This is a genomic window from Amycolatopsis rhabdoformis (assembly GCF_035918295.1).
Taxonomy (GTDB): Bacteria; Actinomycetota; Actinomycetes; order Mycobacteriales; family Pseudonocardiaceae; genus Amycolatopsis; species Amycolatopsis rhabdoformis.
Genome location: NZ_CP142149.1, coordinates 432,563 through 454,906, shown reverse-complemented (window position 1 = coordinate 454,906; position 22,344 = coordinate 432,563). Strand labels below are relative to the sequence as shown.

General features: G+C 71.5%; 21 protein-coding genes and 1 pseudogene. 12 read left to right on the top strand and 10 right to left on the bottom strand.

Annotation, left to right across the window (positions count from 1 at the left end):
- Nucleotides 1-39: 39 nt before the first annotated feature.
- The 4 genes from VSH64_RS02115 to VSH64_RS02100 all read left to right on the top strand — a co-directional run bounded on the left by VSH64_RS02115 (nucleotide 40) and on the right by VSH64_RS02100 (nucleotide 3,868).
- On the top strand, nucleotides 40-1,263 hold the full coding sequence (locus VSH64_RS02115) for an APC family permease (RefSeq protein ID WP_326833744.1): 1,224 nt from the start codon (nucleotides 40-42) through the stop codon (nucleotides 1,261-1,263).
- A 140-nt stretch (nucleotides 1,264-1,403) separates the two neighbouring features.
- Complete coding sequence (locus tag VSH64_RS02110; RefSeq protein ID WP_326833743.1) at nucleotides 1,404-2,210, top strand: S1 family peptidase; 807 nt, start codon at nucleotides 1,404-1,406, stop codon at nucleotides 2,208-2,210.
- Nucleotides 2,211-2,315: 105 nt separating this feature from the next.
- Nucleotides 2,316-3,302, top strand: a complete 987-nt coding sequence (locus tag VSH64_RS02105; protein ID WP_326833742.1) for a LuxR C-terminal-related transcriptional regulator — start codon at nucleotides 2,316-2,318, stop codon at nucleotides 3,300-3,302.
- Nucleotides 3,303-3,421: 119 nt separating this feature from the next.
- A complete protein-coding gene (locus VSH64_RS02100; protein ID WP_326833741.1) occupies nucleotides 3,422-3,868 on the top strand; it encodes a hypothetical protein in 447 nt (148 codons plus the stop codon).
- Nucleotides 3,869-3,907: 39 nt separating this feature from the next.
- On the opposite strand, the gene VSH64_RS02095 is transcribed toward VSH64_RS02100, so the two are convergent.
- Both VSH64_RS02095 and VSH64_RS02090 read right to left on the bottom strand, forming a co-directional pair.
- Nucleotides 3,908-5,014 carry an NAD(P)H-dependent flavin oxidoreductase gene (locus VSH64_RS02095; RefSeq protein WP_326833740.1) on the bottom strand — a complete coding sequence of 369 codons (1,107 nt, stop codon included), beginning with the start codon at nucleotides 5,012-5,014 and terminating at the stop codon, nucleotides 3,908-3,910.
- Nucleotides 5,015-5,022: 8 nt separating this feature from the next.
- Nucleotides 5,023-6,615: an acyl-CoA synthetase gene (locus tag VSH64_RS02090; protein ID WP_326833739.1), complete on the bottom strand. Its 1,593-nt coding sequence runs from the start codon at nucleotides 6,613-6,615 to the stop codon at nucleotides 5,023-5,025.
- Between the two features lie 63 nt (nucleotides 6,616-6,678).
- Between VSH64_RS02090 and VSH64_RS02085 the strand changes: the two genes are divergently transcribed.
- Together VSH64_RS02085 and VSH64_RS02080 are read left to right on the top strand one after the other, a co-directional pair.
- Nucleotides 6,679-7,467, top strand: a complete 789-nt coding sequence (locus tag VSH64_RS02085; protein ID WP_326833738.1) for a crotonase/enoyl-CoA hydratase family protein — start codon at nucleotides 6,679-6,681, stop codon at nucleotides 7,465-7,467.
- 54 nt (nucleotides 7,468-7,521) lie between these two features.
- The gene (locus VSH64_RS02080; protein ID WP_326833737.1) at nucleotides 7,522-7,683 is read left to right on the top strand and encodes a hypothetical protein; all 162 of its coding nucleotides are present in this window, start codon (nucleotides 7,522-7,524) and stop codon (nucleotides 7,681-7,683) included.
- Between the two features lie 266 nt (nucleotides 7,684-7,949).
- Here VSH64_RS02080 and VSH64_RS02075 read toward each other — a convergent pair whose 3' ends face one another.
- A complete protein-coding gene (locus VSH64_RS02075) occupies nucleotides 7,950-9,476 on the bottom strand; it encodes an acyl-CoA synthetase (RefSeq protein ID WP_326833736.1) in 1,527 nt (508 codons plus the stop codon).
- A gap of 80 nt (nucleotides 9,477-9,556) precedes the next feature.
- Here VSH64_RS02075 and VSH64_RS02070 point away from each other — a divergent pair, with 80 nt between their 5' ends.
- Genes VSH64_RS02070 through VSH64_RS02060 form a run of 3 tightly spaced genes read left to right on the top strand, consistent with a single transcriptional unit; the run spans nucleotide 9,557 to nucleotide 12,765 of the window.
- Complete coding sequence (locus VSH64_RS02070; protein WP_326833735.1) at nucleotides 9,557-10,540, top strand: Zn-ribbon domain-containing OB-fold protein; 984 nt, start codon at nucleotides 9,557-9,559, stop codon at nucleotides 10,538-10,540.
- A 9-nt stretch (nucleotides 10,541-10,549) separates the two neighbouring features.
- On the top strand, nucleotides 10,550-11,602 hold the full coding sequence (locus tag VSH64_RS02065) for a thiolase domain-containing protein (protein ID WP_326833734.1): 1,053 nt from the start codon (nucleotides 10,550-10,552) through the stop codon (nucleotides 11,600-11,602).
- Entirely contained in the window at nucleotides 11,599-12,765 is a 1,167-nt protein-coding gene (locus VSH64_RS02060) for a thiolase domain-containing protein (protein WP_326833733.1), read from the top strand. Before VSH64_RS02065 ends, VSH64_RS02060 begins: the two co-directional genes overlap by 4 nt.
- Here VSH64_RS02060 and VSH64_RS02055 read toward each other — a convergent pair.
- Genes VSH64_RS02055 through VSH64_RS02045 form a run of 3 tightly spaced genes read right to left on the bottom strand, consistent with a single transcriptional unit; the run spans nucleotide 12,760 to nucleotide 15,929 of the window.
- On the bottom strand, nucleotides 12,760-13,779 hold the full coding sequence (locus VSH64_RS02055; protein ID WP_407655626.1) for a YhjD/YihY/BrkB family envelope integrity protein: 1,020 nt from the start codon (nucleotides 13,777-13,779) through the stop codon (nucleotides 12,760-12,762). The genes VSH64_RS02060 and VSH64_RS02055 overlap by 6 nt on opposite strands.
- Before the next feature lie 49 nt (nucleotides 13,780-13,828).
- Complete coding sequence (locus VSH64_RS02050) at nucleotides 13,829-14,665, bottom strand: transglutaminase-like domain-containing protein (protein ID WP_326833731.1); 837 nt, start codon at nucleotides 14,663-14,665, stop codon at nucleotides 13,829-13,831.
- 37 nt (nucleotides 14,666-14,702) lie between these two features.
- A complete protein-coding gene (locus VSH64_RS02045; RefSeq protein ID WP_326833730.1) occupies nucleotides 14,703-15,929 on the bottom strand; it encodes a cytochrome P450 in 1,227 nt (408 codons plus the stop codon).
- A gap of 246 nt (nucleotides 15,930-16,175) precedes the next feature.
- Between VSH64_RS02045 and VSH64_RS02040 the strand changes: the two are divergent.
- The 3 genes and pseudogenes from VSH64_RS02040 to VSH64_RS02030 form a co-directional block, all read left to right on the top strand.
- A pseudogene (locus VSH64_RS02040) lies at nucleotides 16,176-16,565 on the top strand (thiolase family protein); the annotation flags it as partial.
- A gap of 108 nt (nucleotides 16,566-16,673) precedes the next feature.
- Complete coding sequence (locus tag VSH64_RS48450) at nucleotides 16,674-17,819, top strand: acetyl-CoA C-acyltransferase (protein WP_407655668.1); 1,146 nt, start codon at nucleotides 16,674-16,676, stop codon at nucleotides 17,817-17,819.
- A gap of 592 nt (nucleotides 17,820-18,411) precedes the next feature.
- Nucleotides 18,412-18,768 carry a VOC family protein gene (locus VSH64_RS02030; RefSeq protein ID WP_326833729.1) on the top strand — a complete coding sequence of 119 codons (357 nt, stop codon included), beginning with the start codon at nucleotides 18,412-18,414 and terminating at the stop codon, nucleotides 18,766-18,768.
- Nucleotides 18,769-18,901: 133 nt separating this feature from the next.
- Here VSH64_RS02030 and VSH64_RS02025 read toward each other — a convergent pair whose 3' ends face one another.
- The 4 genes from VSH64_RS02025 to VSH64_RS02010 all read right to left on the bottom strand — a co-directional run bounded on the left by VSH64_RS02025 (nucleotide 18,902) and on the right by VSH64_RS02010 (nucleotide 22,338).
- Nucleotides 18,902-19,513 carry a hypothetical protein gene (locus VSH64_RS02025; protein WP_326833728.1) on the bottom strand — a complete coding sequence of 204 codons (612 nt, stop codon included), beginning with the start codon at nucleotides 19,511-19,513 and terminating at the stop codon, nucleotides 18,902-18,904.
- 688 nt (nucleotides 19,514-20,201) lie between these two features.
- Nucleotides 20,202-20,690 (bottom strand): pyridoxamine 5'-phosphate oxidase family protein, encoded by a 489-nt coding sequence (locus VSH64_RS02020; RefSeq protein WP_326833727.1) that lies wholly within the window; start codon nucleotides 20,688-20,690, stop codon nucleotides 20,202-20,204.
- Between the two features lie 32 nt (nucleotides 20,691-20,722).
- Entirely contained in the window at nucleotides 20,723-21,619 is an 897-nt protein-coding gene (locus tag VSH64_RS02015) for an SDR family oxidoreductase (RefSeq protein WP_326833726.1), read from the bottom strand.
- Between the two features lie 2 nt (nucleotides 21,620-21,621).
- On the bottom strand, nucleotides 21,622-22,338 hold the full coding sequence (locus VSH64_RS02010) for an SDR family oxidoreductase (RefSeq protein WP_326833725.1): 717 nt from the start codon (nucleotides 22,336-22,338) through the stop codon (nucleotides 21,622-21,624).
- Between the last annotated feature and the right edge of the window lie 6 nt (nucleotides 22,339-22,344).

The following is a 22,344-nucleotide window of genomic DNA, read 5'->3' as shown; positions in this document are numbered from 1 at the left end:
TCGCTGCTCGTTGTTCGCCGATCGGGAAGAGGACCGACGATGCCGCTCACGCGCCGGTTGGGACTCGGGGACGCCGTGTTCCTCGGGCTCGGGTCGATGGTCGGTGCGGGAGTGTTCGCGGCGTTCGCGCCCGCGGCCGCCGCGGCGGGTGCGGGACTGCTGCCCGCGCTGGGGATCGCGGCGGTGGTGGCGTTCTGCAACGCGACGTCGTCCGCGCGGCTCGCGGCGCGACACCCGGAATCGGGCGGCACGTACGTGTACGGGCGGGCGCGGCTCGGCGAGTTCTGGGGATACCTCGCGGGCTGGGGCTTCGTCACCGGCAAAACCGCGAGCTGTGCGGCGATGACGCTCACGGTGGTCGCGTACGCCGCGCCTGGGCTGGGGCAGCCGTGGCGCGCGGTGCTCGCCGTGGTGGTGGTCGCAGCGGTCACCGGGGTGAACTGCCTGGGCGTGCACCGCTCCGCGCTGGCGACGCGGGTGATCGTGCTGGTCACGCTCGTGGTGCTGGTCGCGGCGGTGGTGAGCGCGACGTCGGGCGGGTTCGTGGCCGAGCCGTTCGCGCCGTTCCACGGTGGTGGTGTGCTCACCGCGGCGGGGCTGCTGTTCTTCGCGTTCGCGGGGTACGCGCGGCTGGCGACGCTCGGCGAAGAGGTGCGTGACCCCGCACGGACGATTCCGCGTGCCATCCCGATCGCGCTCGGGCTCACGCTCGTGGTCTACGCCGTGGTCGCCGTCGCGTTGCTGCTCACGCTGGGCCCGGTGCGGCTGGCGGCGAGCGCGGACCCGATCGCGGAGGCGGCGGCGCCGTGGCTCTCGCCGGTGGTGCGGGGCGGGGCGACGCTGGCGTCGCTGGGTTCGTTGCTGGCGCTGGTGCTCGGCGTCTCGCGCACGACGCTGGCGATGGCCCGCGACGGGCACCTGCCGCGGTTCCTGGCCGCCGTGCACCCGCGGTTCGAGGTGCCGCAGCGCGCGGAACTGGCCGTGGGCGTGGTCGTCGCGGTGCTCGCCACCACGGTGGATCTCCGTGGTGCGATCGGGTTTTCGTCGTTCGCGGTGCTGGCGTACTACGCGATCGCCAACGCTTCGGCGCTGCGGCTGGGCGCGGACGAGAACCCGGCGCCGCGGGTGGTGGCGGTGGCCGGGCTCGTGGGGTGCGCGGTGCTGGCGTTCAGCCTGCCGTGGCCGTCGGTGGTGGCGGGGTGCGCGGTGCTGGCGGTGGGCGCGGCCGCGTTCTTCGTGCGCAGGCGGCTGTCCCGGGTCTGAACCGGTTCCGTGTCGCGAGGGGACCGCTCGCCCGAAAGATCCGAAGAAAGTCGGTTGTCCGGTTGCCGGGGCCGTGGTGTAGTCGAGTCATCACTCCCCGTATCCCCTCTCCCTTGTGGACACCGGAAGGACGGATCCCCATGACCACCCAGAGACGGTTCACCCTGCTCGGAAAAGCCCTCGTCGCCGTCACGGCGCTGGCCGCCGCGGTCGGGTTCGCGGCCCCCGCCGTGGCCGGCCCGCCGCCGTCCACGAACGGCACCCAGGTGGTGGGCGGCAGCCGGGCGGCGCAAGGCGAATTCCCTTGGATGGTCAGGCTTTCCATGGGCTGCGGCGGCGCGCTGTACACGCCGCAGATCGTGCTCACCGCGGCCCACTGCGTCACGCGCACCGGCTCCAACACCTCGATCACAGCCACTCTCGGCGTGGTCGATCTGCAGAGCGCCAGCGCGAAGAAGGTGCGCTCCAGCTACGTCTACCGCTCGACCACGTACGACACCACGGGCGGTGACTGGGCGCTGATCAAGCTCGCGAGCCCTGTCACCGGTGTGCCGACGCTGCCGCTCGCCTCCAGCGCTTCCCTCAACACCGGCACGTTCACCATCGCGGGCTGGGGCGCCGCGACCGAAGGCGGCGCCCAGCAGCGCTACCTCCTCAAAGCGCAGGTGCCCTTCGTGGCCGACTCCACCTGCAAGGCCCAGGGCGGTGACTACACCGGCCTCATCGCCAACGCGGAGATCTGCGCGGGCAACGTCTCCGCCGGCGGCGTCGACACCTGCCAGGGTGATTCCGGCGGCCCGATGTTCCGCCGCGACACCGCCGGCGAGTGGGTGCAGGTCGGCATCACGAGCTGGGGCACCGGCTGCGCCCGCGCCCATGCGCCCGGGGTGTACACCGAGGTGACCAGCTTCGCGAGCGCGATCGCCGCGGCGGCCGCCAAGATCTGATCGTGGTGACGGAAGCGGCGTGGCCCGCGCGCAGGGCCACGCCGCTTCGTAACGTGATCGGCCGGTTACCCGACTTGTCGGGAAGGGCGGATCACAGGGGGCGGTATGCGCGGGAGCACGCGGACGGAGGTCCTCGCGGGCCTGGTCTCGACCGAGGCGGCGGTGGCCTACGAGCGGCTCCATGCCGCAAGCCGGCTGCCGGTCGGCGAGGGACCGGAGGCGTTCGATCCGGAGGCGCCGGCCGAACGTGAACTGCAGGACGCCGGGGTGATCAGCTTCGGCGGCTCGGGGTCGGCGCGATTCGCGCGGGCCGTGCCCCCGGCCGTCGCGTTGCGGCGGTTGCTCGACCGCCAGCACCGGCGCATCTCCGAGCTGCAAGCCGATCTCGCCGGCACGTGGGAGCGCTTCACGGCACTCGTCGCCCCGACCGGCGGCCTCACCTCGGTCGACGGCGGCGGGGTACGCGCGATCCAGGACCACGACGAGCTGACCCGGCTGGCCTCGGGCCTCTACCGCTCGCCGCGGCGGCTGTTGCGGGCCACGTTCACCGGCAGCAGCGGCGGCCACCGGGTGAGCGAGGGCGTGCTGCTGCCACCGGCCGACGCGCTCGAAGCGGGCGCGGAGTTCCGCATGATCTACGACGCCGCCCACGCCCACGACGGCTGGGGCGCCCGCAGCATCCGGCAATCCACGGAGGCCGGTGAACAGGCGCGGGTCCGCAAGTCGGTGCCGGTGCGGATGATGCACGTCGACGACACGGTCGCGCTGGTCACGACCGACCGCACCGGCGCGGCGGGCGCGCTGCAGGTGCACTCGCCCGAGCTGCTGAAGGTGCTCGCGGAGTGGTTCGACGCGCTGTGGGACGCCCCGGACACCGTGCCGCTGGACGGCGCCGACGTCGCCGAGCTCACGCCCGTCCGCCGCCGGGTGCTGTCGCTGCTCGCCGCGGGGCTGACCGACGAGGCGATCGCGCGCAGCACGGGCACGGGCGAGCGCACGGTGCGCCGGCACGTGTGCGCGATCCTCGAGATCCTGCAGGTCGAGAGCCGCTTCGCGGCCGGGGTGGCGGCGGCCAAGCGCGGCTGGGTGTAGTGCTCGGCGAGTGGTGGCCGGAACCGGACATTGGCCGGAAGATCACTCGTCAGGCGTGATCGGCATCGGGAAGGTGGGAGGACCGGGCCGAGGGGCGGCCCGGGCAGGGGAGGTTTTCGATGCGCAGGATTCTCACGCTCGCCAGTGCGGTGGCTCTCGCCGGAGCCGCGGTCCTGGCGACCGCACCGGCCGGGCAGGCAGCCGGTCGGTACTCGATCGTCGGCACGTGCCCGGGGAGCATGGTCAGCGGGTTCCCGAAGACGCTGCACAACGCGGTCGACGAGACCCAGGGCATCGTCGAGCTCAGGTACTCCAGCGCCAACGGCGGCACCAACTGCGCGAAGGTCTACGACAACGCTTCGGGCAAGCACGCGATGAGCGTGACCATGACTGTCGACGGAATCCCCGGCTCCGGCAGCGACTCGGGCACCTTCGAGACCTACGCGGGCGGCGTGCTCGTGACCGGCACGAACGGCCATTGCGCGCACGTCGGGGGCACCCTGGTCATGGGCACCCACTCGGTCGACCACTTCACCTTCAGCTCGGGCCCGGTCGCCTGCGGCTGACCGGGGGGATGAGGTCCTTTCGGCCGCCCCGGAAGGACCTCATCGGGTCTTGTCCAGTCGTGCCAACGCTTCCTCGTACCCACGCACCAGCTCGGCCATCACCTCGGCCACCGGCCGCACGCGGTCCATGCGGCCGACGATCTGGCCCACCGGCATCGACACCACCGTCGGGTCGTCGGCGGCGTGGATGCGGTTGTGCGCGTGGGACACCAGGAGGTTCTGCAGGGGCATCGGCAGTGGTTGCGGGGCGTCGTCCGCGGTCCAGGCGTCCGTCCAGCGCGTTTTGAGCAGGCGAGCGGGCTTGCCGGTGTAGATGCGGGTGCGCACGGTGTCGGCCGAGGTCGCGTCGAGCAGCGCCGTCTGCATGGCGCCCGAGCCCGGCATCGTGGTCCGGTATTCCTCGGTGGCGAGCCAAAAGGAGCCCATCCACACGCCGGCGGCGCCCAGAGCCAGCGCGGCCGCGACCTGGCGGCCGGAGCCGATGCCGCCGGCGGCGAGCACCGGCACGCGGTCGCCGACGGCGTCGACGATCTCCGGCACCAGCACCATCGACGCGATCTCACCGGTGTGCCCACCCGCTTCGTAGCCTTGGGCCACCACGAGATCCACGCCGCGCTCCACGTGCCGCACCGCATGTTCGCCCTTGCCCGCCAGCGCCGCCACGGGCACGCCGGCCGCGTGCGCGCGGTCGATCACATCTTCGGGCGGCGAGCCCAGCGCGTTGGCGATGAGGCTGATGCGGTGCTTCAGCGCGACGTCCACATGGGACCGCGCCACGGAGTGCAGCCAGCCGAGCACGCCGGCGCGTTCGTCGGTGTCGTCGGGCAGCGGGGGCACCGCGAGGTCCCGGAGCACCTGCGCGACAAAGGACCGGTGCGCGTCCGGGATGAGCTTCGTGAGGTCGACCTGCGTGCCTTCGGCGGGGATCTTGGCGGGCATCACGATGTCGACGCCGTAGGGCTTTCCGTCGGTGTTGTCGTCCATCCAGGACAGCACGCCGTCGAGCTCGGCCGCGTCGTTGAACCGCACGCAGCCGAGCACACCGAGACCGCCGGCGCGGCTGAGGGCGGCGGCCACGTGTTCCGACGGGGTGAAGCCGACGATCGGCAGCTCGATGCCGAGCCGTTCGCAGAGGGCGGTCCGCATGCGCGCTCCTAGGCGGGTTCGTGGTCGGCCGCGTAGCGCTGGGCCCACGGGTAGTCGGGTTTGCCGCTGGGCGAGCGGCCGATCTCGTCGGCGAGCCAGACCGTGCGCGGCACCTTGTACCCCGCCACCTCGGTGCGCACGTGCGCCTCGAGCGCGGCCAGATCCGGCCGCACGCCGGGGCGCGGCTGCACGACCGCGGCCACGCGCTGACCGAGGCGCTCGTCGGGCACGCCGATCACGAGCGCGTCGAACACGTCGGGGTGCGATTTCAAGGCGCCCTCGACTTCTTCGGGGTACACCTTCTCGCCACCGGTGTTCACGCACTGCGAGCCGCGGCCGAGCAGCGTCACGGTGCCGTCGGCCTCGTAGCGGGCCCAGTCGCCGGGCACGACGTAGCGCACGCCGGCGACGTCGACGAAGATCGTGCGGCTCTTCTCGGGGTCGTTGTAGTAGCCGAGCGGCACGTGGCCGCTGCGGCCGATGAGCCCGGCCGCGCCGGGTTCGCGCTCGACCACCGCGCCGCGTTCGTCGAGCAGGATCGCGTCCTTGCCGAACGCGACGCGCGGGCCGGCGCTGTGGTCGGAATCCTTGCCCACCATGCCGATTCCGGTGAAGCCGCTCTCCGACGAGCCGATGGCGTCGGTGAGCACCACACCGGGCAGGAGGCTCAGCAGCTCCTGCTTCACCGACTGCGAGAACAGCGCGGCGTGACTGGACACGGCGACGAGCGACGACGCGTCGTACTCGCCTTCGCGGTAGGCCTCCACGAGCGGGCGCGCCATCGCGTCGCCGACGATCGTGAGCACCTGAACCTTGTTGTCCTGCACGGCTTTCCACACGTCGTGCGCGTCGAACTGCGGCACGAACACCACCGGGCTGCCGGTGAACAGCGCCCCGAAGGCGGCCCACTGCGCGGCGCCGTGGATGAGCGGCGCGGCGGGCAACCTCACGAGACTGCCGGCCTTGCCTTGCTCGGCGAGCGTCCACTCGTCGGGCACGTATTCGCCCGTCACGAAGTTGATGCCGCCGCCGAGCGCGCGCCAGATGTCTTCGTGGCGCCACAGCACGCCTTTCGGGTAGCCGGTGGTGCCGCCGGTGTAGAGGATGTAGAGGTCGTCGGAACTGCGTTCGCCGAAGTCCCGTTCCGGACTGCTCTGGGCGAGCGCCTGTTCGTAAGCGACACCCTCGAACGGCGTATCCGACCCGTCCTCGACCACGACAACGTGTTTCAGTTTCGGCGTCTCGGGCAGGACCTTGGCCACCTTGTCGGCGTACCGGCGTTCGTGCACGAGGGCCACGAGATCGGCGTTGTCGAACAGGTACCGCAGCTCGCCGTGCACGTACCGGTAGTTCACGTTCACTGCGACGGCGCGCAGCTTGTACGCGGCGAACATCGACTCCAGGGCCTCGATGGAGTTGCGGGAATAGACACCGAGGTGGGACCCGGGTCCCACGCCGTGGGCGGCGAGGTGGTGGGCCAGGCGGTTCGCCCGCGCCTCCAGCTCGGCGAACGTGACCCGCCGACCGCCGCACACGACCGCGACACGCTCCGGCACGGCGTCGACCGCGTGCTCGAGTAGATCCGCGATGTTGAGTGCCACGCCACTCAAAGTAGAACATGTTATCGTTCTCGGCAATGCCCCGCGTTTTCCGGGAGGTTCGTCTTGAGTTCCCCGCACGCTCTCGTGTCCCTGGAAGACCACACGCTCGTGGTCACGATGAACCGCCCCGAAGCGCGTAACGCCCTCACCGGCGAAATGCTCTCGATCATGACCGAGGCCTGGGACCGCGTGGACCGCGACCCCGCGGTGCGCTCCTGCGTCCTCACCGGCGCCGGCGGCGCCTTCTGCGCGGGCGCCGACCTGAAAGCCATGTCCCGCAACGCCCCTTCTCGTGCCTTCGAATCCGGCACCTTCGACCCCAGCCGCATCGACGGCCTCCTGAAGGGCCGCCGCCTCTCCAAGCCCCTCCTCGCCGCCATCGAGGGCCCCGCCATCGCCGGCGGCACCGAAATCCTCCAGGCGACCGACATCCGCGTCGCCGGCACCTCCGCCCGCTTCGGCGTCTCCGAGGCCCGCTGGGGCCTCTTCCCGATGGGCGGCTCCGCCGTGCGCCTCCCCCGCCAAATCCCCTACACCCTCGCCGCGGACCTCCTCCTCACCGGCCGCCACCTCACCGCCACCGAAGCTCTCGCCTGCGGCCTCATCGGCCACCTCGTCCCGGACGGCACGGCTCTGTCTCGGGCGCTGGAACTGGCTTCCTTGGTGAACGCCAACGGCCCGGTGGCGGTCCGCGCGATCCTCCGCACCCTGCGCGACACGGAGGGGCTGCCGGAGAACGAGGCCTTCAAGCTGGACGCGAAGTACGGGATGGAGGTGTTCGCGTCGGAGGATGCGAAGGAGGGGCCGAGGGCGTTTGCGGAGAAGAGGAAGCCCCGGTTTCAGGGCCGCTGAGGTGTCAAGCCGCGCTTTCACAGGGCGCAACACGCTGACACATCAAGACGACACGTGCCCAAGCTCTTCACCTACCTCGGCCAGCGGCGCGAGGATGTCGCGCTCGAGCTGGGATTGAAGCGCGAGGACGGCCGTAAGCTGCAGATCAAGCTCACCAACACGACCGCGGTCGACGAACTTACGAAGCAAGCCGATGCGCTCTTCGCGGCCGAGTAGACGCCATGAGTTACGAACCCGTGTTCTCCTCACTGATCTTCGTCGCGTGCTCGATCGCCCCGGCTCGCCGGCTGATGAAACGTCGAGCCGAACACCTTCAGCTCCGGCACCACATTGAAGACATCAGCGCCGGCCCACGGTGATGTTCGCAACGCCGCGAGGTGGTCGGCCCGCACGGCACTCGCGCTGCATCGAAACCTTCGACACGACACTGCGATCCCTTGCCCGCGAACCGAAGGCCCTGGACGAACAACCCACCTGACCCCTCAAGACTCCACGTACCGCTCCCTCAACCTCCTCTTGTACAACTTCCCATTCGGATCCCTCGGCAACTCCTCCAGATAATCCACCGACCTCGGCAGCTTGAACCGCGCCAACCGCGTCGCCGCGAACGCCAGCAGTTCCGAAGTCAAGGCGGCTGAAGGGGAAACCCCCGGAGCCGGCTGCACCACCGCCTTGATCTCCTCGCCCCAGTCCTCGTGCGGAACCCCGAACACGGCCACGTCCGCGATCTTCGGGTGCATCACCAGCTCGCCCTCGATCTCGGCCGGGTAGATGTTCACGCCGCCGGAGATGATGAGGTCGGCGGCGCGGTCGTGGAGGTAGAGGTAGCCGTCGGGGTCGAGGTGGCCGATGTCGCCGAGGGTGAAGAGGGAGCCGACGCGGGAGCGGGCCGTTTTGGCGCTGTCGCGGTGGTATTCGAAGGACGAGTCGCCCATCTTGAGGTACACCGTGCCCACCGAGCCGGGTGGGACCTCGGCGCCCGAAGGGTCCAGGACCCGCACGGTGGAGCCCGGCCAGGGAAGGCCGACCGAGCCCGGTTTGCGCAGCCAGTCCTCCCCCGTGATCACGGTGCCGCCGCCTTCCGTGGCGGCGTAGTACTCCGTGACGACCGGGCCCCACCAGTCCAGCATGCGGCGCTTCACCTCGAGCGGGCACGGGGCGGCGCCGTGGATCATCACGCGCAGGGACGACAGGTCGAACTCCGCGCGCACGTCGTCGGGCAGCGCGAGCAGGCGGCGGAACTGCGTGGGCACCATGTGGCTGTGGGTCACGCGGTGGCGTTCGATCAGGCGCAGCATCTCGGCCGCGTCCCAGCGGTCCATGAGCACGGCGGTGTGGCCCAGCTGCACGGAAATCGCCACGAAGTTGAGCACGGCCGTGTGGTAGAGCGGCGAGCCGCACAGGTGCACGTGCCCGTCGAACGGCGCCAGCCCGAAGATCCCGAAGAACCACGTGGACGCCGCGGGCACCTCGTCCGGGTCGGCGCCGGTGAGCGGCCGCCGCACGCCCTTGGGGCGGCCTGTGGTGCCCGAGGTGTACAGCATCGGCGAGCCCGCCGTCCGCGCGAGAGGACGCCCGTCGCCCAGGCCCGCGCCCAGTTCCTCCAGGCGACGGAAGCCCGGCACGTCCCCCACCGCGAAGCGCGCGGTGAGGCCGGCCTCGTCCGCGGCGGCCACGGCGACGTCGGCGAACCGTTCGTGCGCAAGGAAAGCCTTGGCTCCGCTGTCGGTGAGAATGTAGGCGACCTCCGGGCCCACGAGGTGCCAGTTGACCACCACCACGTACAGGCCCGTCTGGATCGCGGCGAAGTACGCGGCCAGCAGCTCGTCGCCGTTGGGCAGCAGCAGCACGATCGCGTCGCCGACCTCCAGGCCCAGCTCGCGCAAGCCGAGCGCGTAGCGATTCGCCTTCGCCGCCAGCTCGCCGTAACCGACCTCGCGGCCGTCGGGGTCCACCAGTGCCACGCGGTCGGGCTCGGCCGCGGCGATCGTCCACAGTCCCAGGTCCATACGTCCAAATCTAGAACGCGTTCCACCCAAGCACAACAGCGGTCTTGCCTCCGATTCGAGAACGTGTTTCACTCAGGAACGTGACGGTCTCGGACACTCCGCTCTCGGCGCCGCTCGACGTCGGGTTCGACTACACCCGCTCGACCGGGCCCGTGCTGGGCCGGTTCGTGAATGCCCTGCGCGAGCGCCGGATCGAAGGCGTCCGCGGCAGCGACGGCCGCGTGCACGTGCCCCCGCCCGAGTACGACCCGGTCACCGCCGCGCCGCTCACCGAGTTCGTCGAGGTGGGCACCGAAGGCACCGTCGTCTCGTGGTCCTGGTGCGCGAAACCCCTGGAAGGCCAGCCCCTGGCCCGCCCGTTCGCCTGGATCCTGGTCAAGCTCGACGGCGCCGACACGGCCCTGCTCCATGCCCTCGACGCCGGTGAGCCCGCGAATGTCCACACCGGACAGCGAGTCCGGGTCCGCTGGGCCGAGGAAACCGTGGGCCACATCAGGGATATCGCGTACTTCCTGCCGATCGAAGCGGCGGACACCACACCCACCGAACCCCCTCCCCCGGTCGCGAAACGCGAAGACGGCGCCCCGGTCGAGGTGATCATCACCCCGGTCCACCTGCACTACCGCCATTCCGCCTCGCCCGAGGAAAGCCGCTACCTGCGAGCGCTCGCCGAAGGCCGGCTGATCGGCCAGCGCTGCCCCGCGTGCGAAAAGGTCTACATCCCGCCGCGCGGCGCGTGCCCCACCGACGGCGTGCCGACCACCGACGAGGTCGAGCTGCCCGACACCGGCATCGTCACCACGTTCTGCATCGTCAACGTCCCGTTCCTCGGCCAGCGCATCAAACCGCCCTACGTCGCGGCCTACGTGCTGCTCGACGGCGCCGACATCGCCTTCCTGCACCTCGTGCTCGGCTGCGCCGCCGAGGACGTGCGGATGGGGATGCGCGTGCGCGCGGCGTGGCGGCCGCGCGAGGACTGGTGGACGTCGCTGGAGAACATCAGCCACTTCGAGCCGACCGGCGAGCCCGACGCCCCGTACGAATCCTTCGCCCACCACCTGTGAGGGGGCCGCATGCCCGAAGTCGCCGTCGCCGGGTTCGCGCAGGCACCGAACGTCCGCGAAACACCCGGCACCACCAACGGCGTCGAGATGCTCGTGCCGATCCTCGCCGAGGTCTTCGCCGCCACCGGATTGTCCAAACAGGACATCGGCTTCTGGTGCTCCGGCTCGTCGGACTACCTGGCCGGGCGCGCGTTCTCCTTCATCGCGGCCGTCGACGCCCTCGGCGCCTTCCCCCCGATCCACGAGTCCCACGTGGAGATGGACGCCGCGTGGGCGCTGTACGAGGCCTGGCTGAAGATCCGCCTCGGCGAGGTCGACACCGCGCTGGTCTACGGCTTCGGCAAGGCCAGCGCCGGGCAGCTGCGGCGCGTGCTCGCACTGCAGCTCGACCCGTACGTGCTCGCGCCGCTGTGGCCCGATTCGCTCGCGATCGCCGGCCTGCAGGCGCGCCTCGGCCTCGACGCCGGGCTCTGGTCCGAAAAGGACCTCGCCGAGGTCGCGGCCCGCTGCCGCGCCGACGCCGTGGCCAACCCGACCGCGCAGCTCTCGGGTGAGGTCGACGTCGCGGCCCTGCTCGACACCCCGTACGTCGCGGATCCGTTGCGAGCCCACGACATCGCGCCGGTCACCGACGGCGCGGCGGTGCTCGTGCTGGCGAGCGCCGACCGGGCGCGGGACCTCGTGGACCGGCCGGCGATCATCACCGGCCTCGAACACCGAGTGGACTCGCCCGTGCTCGGCGCGCGCGACCTGACCCGGTCGCCGTCCACGCAAGCTGCGGCGAGCGCGCTCGACCTCGACGGCATCGAGCTGGCCGAGCTGCACTCACCGTTCACGCACCAGGAACTGATCCTGCGCACCGCGCTGAACCTCGGCGACGGCGTGCGCATCACCCCGTCCGGCGGTGCGCTCACCGGTAACCCGATGTTCTCCGCCGGGCTCGCCCGCATCGGCGAGGCGGCCGCGCGCATCCACCGCGGCGAGACGGGCAAGGTCCTCGCCCACGCGACCAGCGGCCCGGCCCTGCAGCAGAACCTCCTCGCCGTGCTGGAGGCGCGATGACCAAGCAGCTCGCCGCCGTACTCGGCACCGGCCAGACCCACCACCGCGCGAAGCGCACCGACGTGTCGATGCCCGGCCTGCTGCGCGAGGCGATCGACCGCGCGATGGCCGACGCGCAGGTCGGCTGGCACGACATCGAGGCCGTGGTGCTCGGCAAGGCACCGGATCTGTTCGAGGGCGTGATGATGCCCGAGCTGTTCCTGGCCGACGCGCTGGGCGCCACCGGGAAACCGCTGCTGCGCGTGCACACCGCGGGTTCGGTCGGCGGGTCCACGGCGCTCGTGGCCACGTCGCTGATCCAGGCCGGCGTGCACCGGCGGGTGCTCACGGTGGCGTTCGAGAAACAGTCGGAGTCCAACGCGATGTGGGGCCTGTCGATCCTGCCGCCGTTCCAGATGCCGGTGGGCGCCGGTGCGGGCGGCTACTTCGCGCCGCACGTGCGCTCGTACCTGCGCCGCTCGGGGGCGCCTTCGCACGTCGGCGCGATCGTGGCGGCCAAGGACCGGCGCAACGGCGCGCTCAACCCGTACGCGCACCTGCGCCAGGCCGACATCACGGTGGAGTCGGTGCAGGCGTCGCAGATGCTGTGGGACCCGATCCGGTACGACGAGACCTGTCCCTCGTCCGACGGCGCCTGCGCCATGGTGCTCGGCGACGAGGCCGCGGGCGACGCCGTGCCCGGCGGGGCCGCGTGGATCCACGCCACGGCGATGCGCACGGAACCGACCACGTTCGCCGGCCGCGACCAGGTGAACCCGCGCGCGGGCCGCGACGCGGCGGCGGCGCTGTGGCGGGAGGCCGGGATCACCGATCCACTGTCCGAAGTGGACGTCGCGGAGATCTACGTGCCGTTCTCCTGGTTCGAGCCGATGTGGCTCGAGAACCTGGGGTTCGCCGCCGAGGGCGAGGGCTGGAAGCTCAGCGAGGCCGGTGAGACGGCGCTGGGCGGGCGGCTGCCGGTGAACGCGTCGGGTGGGGTGCTGTCGTCGAACCCGATCGGCGCGTCGGGGATGCTGCGGTTTTCCGAGGCGGCCAAACAGGTGATGGGCCGCGCCGGCGACTACCAGGTGGACGGCGCGCGGGTGGCGCTCGGCCACGCGTACGGCGGCGGCTCGCAGTACTTCAGCATGTGGGTGGTGGGCTCGGCGAAGCCCGGCTCATGACCGCCGGCGCCGCCCGCGCAGCGCGAACAACGTGCCGAGGGCACCGAAGGCGGCGCCGAGCGCGAGCGGGCCCGCCGAACTCTGCCGGGGCGCGATCACCGGCCGCAGCTCCGTGGGCGAGGGCGGGGGCACCGGTTTCCGCGGGGCGTCGCGGGCGGTGGCCGTCCACGCCGTGATGTACACGAGCATGCGGGCGATCAGGGAGATGAAGAACAGCAGACCGATCACGGACCCGAACGCCACGCCCGAGGGCGACGCGCTGATCAAGTTCAGGTAGATCCCGCCGGCCTGTTTCAGCAGCTCGAAACCCAGAGCCGCGGCGACCGCGCCCCGCATCGCGCTGCGCCAGCCCACACGTTCGCGCGGCAGCCGCGTGAGGACCCAGAGGAACACCAGCCAGTCGGCCAGCAGCGCGAGCGGCACCGACGTCGCCGAGAGCACCTGGTGTCCCCAGCTCGTGTCGTCCACGCCGACGAGTTTCAGCAGGTAGCGGCCCACGGCGGTGCCCGAAACGGTGATCCCGAACGACACCAGCAGCGCAGCCGCGAGACCCAGCAGCGCGAGCACGTCCATCATGATCGTGCGCAGCAGCGGCCCCTCGGAGCGGTTCTGGCCGTACATCGCGGTGAGCGCGTCGCGCAGCGAGTTCATCCAGTTCCAGCCGGAGTACAGGCCCACCACGAGACCCGCGACCCCGACGCTGGTGCGCTGCTCCACGAACCCGGTGAGCAGGTCGGCGGCCTTGTCGCCGAGCGAGCCCGGCAACGTGCCGGAGATGGCGTGCAGCATCTGGTCGAGCAGGTGCGGCTGCGTGGCCAGCACGAACCCGGCGGCCGACGACGCCAGCATCAGGATCGGCACCAGCGAGAGCAGGCTGAAGTACGTGATCGAGGCGACGTAGTGGTAGCCCCCGTACTCGAGGTACCGGTTGGTGGCCAGCGCGAGGTGGTCGAGCCAGCGGTACCGGGCACGCGCGCGGGCCCACCGGCTCGGCCCGGGCAGTTGACGGTTCACGGTCACTGTCTACCCAGCCGGGGCCGGGTTTGTCTCGCCGACCCGCGATTCAGCCGAGGACCACGGGTTTGTCGTGATCGTCTCGGGGCGGCGGCGCGTCCGTGGTCGCGAAGACAGTCGCGCCGAGGAACTCGAGTTCGCAGCCGAGCGGGGTGAGGAACGGGGTGTCGGCGGCGTCGCGACCGGTGGCGATGCGGAGCATCGTCTGGCGCGGCGCCAGGCGGGTCGCGTCGAAGACCAGCCAACGCCCGCCGACGCCGGCCTCGAACACGGCGTGGAAGTCCATCGGCTTGAGGCCCGGCGCGTACACGGTGGCGAAGCGCGCGGGGATGCCCGCGGCGCGGCAGAGGGCGATGCCGGCGTGGGCGAAGTCGCGACAGGCGCCTTCGCCGGCTTTCAGGGTGGCGACGGCGTCGCGGCCTTCGGGGGTGGCGGGGACGTAGGTGAGCCGGCGGTGGAGGTGGTCGGTGATGGCGCGGACGCGGTCGCGGTCGTCGGTGGCTGGGTTGTCTGCGGCTGGGTGGTTGGCGGCTGGGGCGGTGGCGGCTGGGTCGTTGGCAGCTCTGCGGCTGTGCGGGTTCATGCGGTCGGCCGGGCAGAAGCGGCTGGGGCGGGTGTAGCGGGCGAGGTCGGCGAGCGTCACGGGTTCGGCGGTGACGCGGCAGAGCGTGCGTTCGGCGTGGTAGGTCACGCGGTGCTCGCCGGCCGGCAGGTCGTACACCTCGGCGCGGGTGCCGTGGTCGAGCTCGGCGATACGCGGGGCGCCCGCGGCGGACACGGTCAGCTCGTCAGTGTCGGCGTGCACGGCCGTGACCGAGATCGCGGCGAGCCCGGGCTTCGTCACCCGGACGCCGAACTCGACGTCGACCGTCACGCGTTGCGCCACCTGGCCATCATGCCGGTTTCGGGCGCATCCGGCCTGGTCAGGCGTAGCGGACCTGGTAGTGCTTGATGCCGTTGAGCCAGCTCGAGCGCAGCCGCTGGGGCGGCGCGACCTCGGCGATGGCGGGCATCACGTCGGCGATCGCGGAGAAGATGAGGTCGATTTCGAGGCGGGCGAGGTTGGCGCCGAGGCAGTAGTGCGAGCCGGTGCCGCCGAAGCCGACGTGGGGGTTGTCCTCGCGGAACACGTCGAAGCGCTCGGGCTCGTCGAACACGTCCGGGTCGAAGTTGGCCGAGCTGTAGAACATGCCGACGCGGTCGCCGCGGCGGATGTGCGCGCCGCCGAGCTCGGTGTCGCGGGTGGCGGTGCGCTGGAAGGCGACCACGGGCGTGGCCCAGCGGACGATCTCGTCGGGCGCGGTCTTGGGCTTTTCGGCGCGGTAGCGGGCCCACTGGTCGGGGTGGTCGAGGAAGGCCTTCATGCCGTGGGTGATGGCGTTGCGCGTGGTCTCGTTGCCGGCGACGGCGAGGAGGATCACGAAGAAGCCGAACTCGTCGGAGCCCAGCGCTTCGCCGTCGACGTCGGCCTGCACGAGCTTGGTCACGATGTCGTCGACCGGGCAGCGGCGGCGTTCCTCGGCCATGTTCCAGGCGTAGCCGACGAGCTCGGCGCTGGCGGTGAGGGGTTCGAGCTCGTACTCGGGGTCGTCGTAGGCCACCATCTGGTTGGACCAGTCGAAGATCTTCATACGGTCTTCCTGCGGCACGCCGATGAGCTCGGCGATGGCCTGCAGCGGCAGCTCGCACGCGACGTCGGTGACGAAATCGCCGTGACCCTTGCGTCTGGCCTCGGCGACGATGCGCTCGGCGCGCTCGCGCAGGGTGTCCTCGAGCTTGGCGATCGAACGCGGCGTGAAGCCCTTCGCGACGATGCGGCGCAGCTTGGTGTGCTGCGGGGCGTCCATGTTGAGCAGCACGAGGCGGTTGGCGTCGAGGTTCTGCTCGGTCATCGAGTCGTCGAAGCGGATGATCGCGGTCTTCTCCCACGACGAGTAGAGCTCGCTGTCGCGCGAGACTTCCTTCACGTCGGCGTGGCGCGTGACGACCCAGTAGCCGTCGTCGCCGAAGCCCGCGGTGTTGCGCTGCTGCGGGTTCCACCACACGGGCGCCGTGCGGCGCAGCTCGGCGAACTCCTCCAGCGGGAGGCGGTTCGCGTAGAGATCCGGGTCCGTGAAGTCGAAACCGGCGGGCAAAAGCGGAGCGGCCACGGCTGCCTCCTGCACGGGATCGGTGGTGATTCGCGCACTGCAACACGTTCTATGAAGTATTGGAGCATACGGTGTTAACTTACGGAACCCCGTTTGGTGATACCCGTTTACTTTACCGATTCTGCGCTGGTGAACGAGCGCTCAGTCGGACCAGATCAAGATGGCCGGCTTGCTGGGCGTTGTTGCCTTGAGCGGGAACGTGTTCTAGTTTTGGTGGAGATTTCAGTCTCGCGAAGGGAGCTCCCCGTGGGTGAACCGGTGATCGTGGCCGCCGTGCGCACGCCGATCGGCAAACGCGGCGGCGCACTCTCGGCCCTGCACCCCGCCGAACTCCTGGGCACCGTGCAGCGCGCCGTGCTCGACGGCGTCGACCCCGCCCTCGTCGAGCAGGTAATCGGCGGCGCGGTGACCCAGGCCGGCGAACAGGCCGGCAACCTCACCCGCACGGCCTGGCTCCACGCCGGCCTACCCGAACCAACCGGCGCCACAACCATCGACGCCCAGTGCGGCTCCGCGCAGCAAGCCGTGCACCTCATCGCCGGCCTCATCGCGGCGGGCGCCATCTCGGTGGGGGTGGCGTGCGGGGTGGAGTCGATGAGTCGGGTGCCGTTGGGTGCCAACCGGGGCTTGGCGGGCTTGGCCGGTTCGGTGGGCTCGGCAGGCTTGGCGGGTTCGGTGGGCTCGCCCGGCCCAGCGGGCCTGGCTGGCTCAGCGGGCCCGGCCGGCTTAGCGGGTTCGGCAGGGTTGGCGGGCCCGGCCGGCTTAGCGGGTTCGGCGAGTTCGGTGGACTCGGCGGGTTCAGCGGGCCCGGCCGGTCCAGCGGGCTCGGCAGGCTTGGCGAGTTCGGTGGGCTCGGCGAGTTCGGTGGGCTCGGCGAGTTCGGTGGGCTCGGCGAGTTCAGCGGGCCCGGCCGGTTCAGCGGGCCCGGCCGGCTTGGCGAGTTCGGCAGGCTTGGCGGGTTCAGCGGGTTCAGCGGGTTCGGCGAGTTCGGTGGGCTCGGCGAGTTCGGCGGGCTCGGCAGGTTCGGCACGGCCGGCAGGCCCGGCCGGTTCGGCGGGCCCGGCAGGCTTGGCGGGCCCGGCAGGCTTGGCGGGCCCGGCCGCCCCGGCCGGCTCGGCGGGCTCAGCGGGTTGGGCGGGGTCGGTGGGTTCCCCGCGTCCCCCGTCGTGGTCGATCGACCTGCCGAACCAGTTCGAAGCGGCCGAACGCATCGCCACCCGCCGCGGCCTCACCCGCGCCGACGTGGACGCTTTCGGCCTGGCTTCCCAGCACAAAGCCGCCGCCGCGTGGGCCGCGGGCCACTTCGACGCGGAGATCGTGCCGGTGCGCGTCCCGGCTGATTCCGACTTCCTGGTCACCCGCGACGATGGCCTCCGAGAGACCACTGTGGACGGTCTAGCCCGCCTCAAGCCCGTGCTCCCCGGCGGCCTCCACACGGCCGGCACCTCCTCCCAAATCTCCGACGGCGCGGCCGCCCTGCTGCTGATGGACTCCGCACTCGCCCGATCCCTCGGCCTCCGCCCGCTCGCCCGCATCCTGGCCCAGGCCCTGGTCGGCGCCGAGCCCTACTACCACCTCGACGGCCCCATCCAGGCCACCTCCCGCGTCCTCGCCTCGGCCGGCATGACCATCGACGACCTGGACCTGTTCGAGGTCAACGAAGCCTTCGCCTCGGTCGTCCTCTCGTGGCAATCCGCGCACCACCCCGACCCCACCCGCGTCAACATCAACGGCGGCGCCATCGCCCTCGGCCACCCCGTCGGCAGCACCGGCGCCCGCCTCCTCACCACCGCCCTCCACACCCTCCCCCGCCTCCCCGCCACCACCGCCCTCATCACCATGTGCGCCGGCGGCGCGATGTCAACGGCCACAATCATCGAACGCCTCTGACCCGGCCTCGGCGCCGGTCTGCCGACCGGAGCGGCTCGCCGCCGGGGTTCAGCCAACCGGCACGGCTCACCTCTGCAGTTCAGCGATTTGCGGCCGCTCACCGCGGCGGTCAACGAACGAGCGCAGCTCGCCACAGCAGCTGGGCCAACCTGCGCAGCTCGCCACACCGGTTGGCCGGCCGCCGCAGCTCACCGCAGCAATTCACCGAACCAGCAGAGCCCGCCGCAGCAGTTCGACCAACCTGCACAGCCCGCCGCAGCGATTCGGCCAAGTGCTGCTCACCGAGCAATTCACTGAGCCGGCACGGCTCACCGCTGCAGTCACCAACTGCTGCAACTCACTGCGGCGGCGCTTCCCCGACACCGCGAGCGCACCGAGCCGCCCGCCCGCGCTCGCTCCACCGAACGACCTCGCGCATTATGTGCGACACCGCGCGAAACGGCGGCGCACTCGAATCCGCCGCATGAGCGCTCCTCGACTGACTTTTCGCCACCGATTCCGTAGCCCGGCGCCGCTCAAACCGTCTCTGCCACCCAACGCGCGCTGACTCCGATTCGCCCGACACCTCGGCGACCCGGCCTACCCTGGATCGATGAGACTCACCGCAACCGTGCTCGGCGCCCCCGACCCGCGGGCGCTGGCGAAGTTCTATCAAGCCCTGCTCGGCTGGCCCCTCGGCGCGGACGAGCCCGACTGGGTCACGCTGCGGCCACCCGAGGGTGGGCCCGGGTTGTCGTTCCAGCTGGAACGCGAGCTGGTGCCGCCGAAGTGGCCGCAGGCACCCGGCTACCAGCAGATGATGCTGCACCTGGACATCGAGGTCGACGACCTCCCGAAGGCCGGCGCCAAAGCGGTCGCGGCCGGCGCGCGCCTGGCGGAATTCCAGCCACAGGAGCACGTCCGCGTGTACCTCGACCCGGCCGGACATCCGTTCTGTCTGTGGGCTTAACCCTGATCCGGCTCACCGGCGCGGCCGACAGCACGGCAACCGCTGGGCGGCATCCGCCAGCGGCAACCGCCGGGTCGGGTATCTGCCCGCCTCGCAACAACTGCATCGCCACCAATCCCGGGCAATAACCCGCTCAGGACAACGGCACCGCCACCGCGCCGGGTGGCATCCGGTCCGGGTCGCGGCGCCAGGCCGCGGCGAAGGCGTGCGCGAGCCGTTTCGGTACCTCGACCTGCGCGCCGCCCTGGTGGTAGTCGATGGTGATCAGGGTGGCGTCGACGTCCCAGGGGACGCGGTGGAGCAGCTTCGCGTAGTCGGCGCTCGACGAGACGAACCCGAGCACCCGCCGCGCACCGAGGCGGTGGACCTCGTGCAGGAGGGCGGCTTCGAGGGTCCCGGAGGGCCAGTCGGTGAGGCGCAGCTTCCGGTCGTAGTAGGCGATCGGCTCCTCAGCCCTCGCGACGCCGTAGCCGCCGCTGAGGATGAGCAGTCGTCCGGACGCGGCAGCGTCAGGCAGGGCGTCGCCGACGTTGCGGTAGAAGTGCCCGCTGTACCGCTGCCACGCCGGCAACCACGCGCGCTCGTCGACAGCCGAGCGCGGCAGGATGTCCGCGCGCGCCCGCATGAGGTCCGCGGGCCACTCGCCCGCCGCCCCCACCCGCGGACCACCCCCGGCGACCTTCGCCTTCGACGGCCCGATGATCAGCACCGTGCCCGGCTCGTCGACCAGGCCCTCCAGACTCATGCCCGCATTGAACCACCCAGTCCGATGCCCGACCTCGGCCACACATTCGGCCGGCCACCGCCCCGCGACCCTCCGCCAGCTCGGCCGGCCCTGCCCCGGCAACCCGAAGCGGCCGCCACCAGCCAGCGCCATCGCTCAGCATCCGCCCGCGCACCCGACAACTCCCAGGAAACCTCTGCCAGCTCGAGGGAACCCGCCCAGGCAACTCCAACCGGGCCGCCACCGCCCCCGCACACCCGACAACCCCCAGCAACCCGCTACCTGCCCGATCGAACCCGCCCAGACGACTCCAACCGGGCCGCCACCGCCCCCGCACACCCGACAACCCCCAGCAACCCGCCACCAGCCCGATCGAACCCGCCCAGGCAACTCCAACCGGGCCGCCACTGCCAGTGCCATCGCCGAACGCGTTGCCCAGAGGAATCGGCCACCCGGCGCTGACCGGTCAACCCCAGCACCAACTCCCTGGTCCGCGATGCTCGCCGAAACCTCGGCCCACGCAACCAGAGCGCACCCACCCACAGCCGCCCGCTCGCACCGGACCCCCAAGTCAGGCGCGGCACACCCCAGGCCGCCGCCCTCCCACGGCCCCCGTCAGGCGCCAGAAACCGACTCACTCACTCCAGCCACACCACCGTCCTTCCCGCCAACCCACCGCCGAGGCAAGAGAAACCCAGCCCCAAAAAACTCAGCCCAACACCGTCCTCTCCACCGGCCCGTTGTCCGGCCTCGCGAACCTCACCCACGCACCCCCGTCATGCCACGACTCCGTGAACAGCGTGTTGTCCGCGACCCACGTATAAACCGCCTCCCCGATGTCGAGGTGAAAAAGATGGCTCGCCGGGTCCACTTCCAGCCGCGACAGCGACTCCGGGTCCGTGATTTCCGAAGCAACGCCCGCGAGCTTCGCGTCGCCCTCGCCGCCGTCTTCGATGCCCGGGTAGGCGTGGAGGGCGAAGCGGCCGTCGCGTTGGAGGTCGCGGGCCTTGACGGCGTGAAGCATCGAGCCGATGTACAGGCGGCCGTCGTCGCGGAAGGAGACTTCGGAGCCGCTCACGCGGGGTGAGCCGTCGCGGCGGAGGGTGGCCAGGACGTGGGATTCGCCGGAGGTGAAGCGTCGGTGGACGTGGGCGGCGAGGGACGGGGCCGCCGCCGCGAAGCTCTGCCAAGTGGTCATGCGACGCAGTCAAGCACCCACCCCCGACAAAACTAAGCGCCGTACACCGGTTCGGGTGACCCCGCCTCGGCCAGCAGCGAAAACACCACCGGCCCCAGTTCCCCCGGCGACCACCGCGATCCCTTGTCCCGGCACGGGCCGTGCCGCCAGCCGTCCGCCACGGACACGCGGCCACCGTCCACTTCGAACACTCGGCCCGTGACCCCGGCCGACTCCCGGGAACCCAGCCACACCACCAACGGCGACACGTTCTCCGGCGCCATCGCGTCGAACCCCGACGCCGGCGCCGCCATGTCGAACGTCCCCTCCGTCATCCGCGTGCGCGCGGCCGGCGCGATCGCGTTCACCAGCACGCCGTAGCGCCCCAGCTCCGCCGCCGCCACCGACGCGAGCCCCAGGATCCCAGCCTTGGCCGCCGAGTAGTTCCCCTGCCCGACACTGCCCAGCAGCCCCGCGCCCGAGCTCGTCATCACCACGCGCGCCTCCCGCGCCCGCCCCGCCTTCGCCTCGAAACGCCAGTACGAAGCCGCGTGCCGAAGCGGCGCGAAGTGCCCCTTCAGGTGCACCCGCACCACGGCGTCCCACTCGTCCTCCCCCAGGTTCACCAACATCCGGTCACGCAGGAACCCGGCGTTGAGCACCAGCACATCCAGCGCCCCGAACGCCGAAACTGCCGTCGACACCAACGAAGCCGCCCCCGTCCAAGAAGCCACATCAGACGGGTCGGCCACCGCTTCCCCGCCCAGCGCCCGGATCTCGCCCGCCACCACTGAAGCCGGCCCCGCCGCACCACCCGACCCGTCCAGCGCGGCGCCGACGTCGTTCACCACCACCCGCGCGCCCTCGGCCGCGAACGCCAGCGCGTGCGCCCGCCCGATCCCGCGTCCCGCGCCGGTGACCACCACCACGCGCCCGTCGACCAGTCCCACCGTCACCCTCCTCGCAAGTACGCCGGCGCTTCCCCGCCGCCGTGCACCGCCAACCGCGCCCCGCTCACGTACGAAGCCAACGGAGAAGCCAAAAACACCGCACACGCGCCCACCTCGAACGGCGTCCCCAACCGCCCCAACGGCACCGTCTCCGCCACCCCGGGCCCGTACAGCCCCGGCGACGTCCCCACCATCCCCACGTCCAGCGCGTTCACCCGCACCTTCGGCGCCCACTCCACCGCCAGCGTCGCCGTGAGGTTGTCGAGCCCCGCCTTCGCCGCCCCGTACGCGGCCGTGCACGGCGAAGGCCGCAACGCGCTGACACTGCTCACGTTCACGATCACCCCACCACTTTCCTGCCCCTGCATCACGGCATTGGCCGCCTGCGCCACCCCCAGCGGCGCCAGCAGGTTCAGCGTCACGACCTTCGAGTGGAACCGCGGCGACGCCGTCGCGGTCTCGGCGAACGGTGCTCCCCCGGCGTTGTTCACGAGCACGTCGAGCCGCCCGTACTCGGCCACGACCACCGCGACCAGCCGCGACACCTCCGCCGGCTCCCGCACGTCACACGCCACGAAGTCCGCGCCGGCACCGGTTCGCGCGCACGTGACCACACGCGCGCCCGCTTCTCGGAACGCCGCGGCGATCCCCGCGCCGACCCCGCGCGTGCCGCCGGTGACCAGCACCACGGCGCCGTCGAGCCGAAGATCCAGTGCCACCCGAGA

Excerpts from the sequence above, each read along its gene's own strand:
- VSH64_RS02115 (WP_326833744.1), top strand. The coding sequence starts at position 40 with ATGCCGCTCACGCGCCGGTTGGGACTCGGGGACGCCGTGTTCCTCGGG.
- VSH64_RS02110 (WP_326833743.1), top strand. The coding sequence starts at position 1,404 with ATGACCACCCAGAGACGGTTCACCCTGCTCGGAAAAGCCCTCGTCGCC.
- VSH64_RS02105 (WP_326833742.1), top strand. The coding sequence starts at position 2,316 with ATGCGCGGGAGCACGCGGACGGAGGTCCTCGCGGGCCTGGTCTCGACC.
- VSH64_RS02100 (WP_326833741.1), top strand. The coding sequence starts at position 3,422 with ATGCGCAGGATTCTCACGCTCGCCAGTGCGGTGGCTCTCGCCGGAGCC.
- VSH64_RS02095 (WP_326833740.1), bottom strand. The coding sequence starts at position 5,014 with ATGCGGACCGCCCTCTGCGAACGGCTCGGCATCGAGCTGCCGATCGTC.
- VSH64_RS02075 (WP_326833736.1), bottom strand. The coding sequence starts at position 9,476 with ATGGACCTGGGACTGTGGACGATCGCCGCGGCCGAGCCCGACCGCGTG.
- VSH64_RS02065 (WP_326833734.1), top strand. The coding sequence starts at position 10,550 with ATGCCCGAAGTCGCCGTCGCCGGGTTCGCGCAGGCACCGAACGTCCGC.
- VSH64_RS02060 (WP_326833733.1), top strand. The coding sequence starts at position 11,599 with ATGACCAAGCAGCTCGCCGCCGTACTCGGCACCGGCCAGACCCACCAC.
- VSH64_RS02030 (WP_326833729.1), top strand. The coding sequence starts at position 18,412 with ATGAGACTCACCGCAACCGTGCTCGGCGCCCCCGACCCGCGGGCGCTG.
- VSH64_RS02025 (WP_326833728.1), bottom strand. The coding sequence starts at position 19,513 with ATGAGTCTGGAGGGCCTGGTCGACGAGCCGGGCACGGTGCTGATCATC.
- VSH64_RS02020 (WP_326833727.1), bottom strand. The coding sequence starts at position 20,690 with ATGACCACTTGGCAGAGCTTCGCGGCGGCGGCCCCGTCCCTCGCCGCC.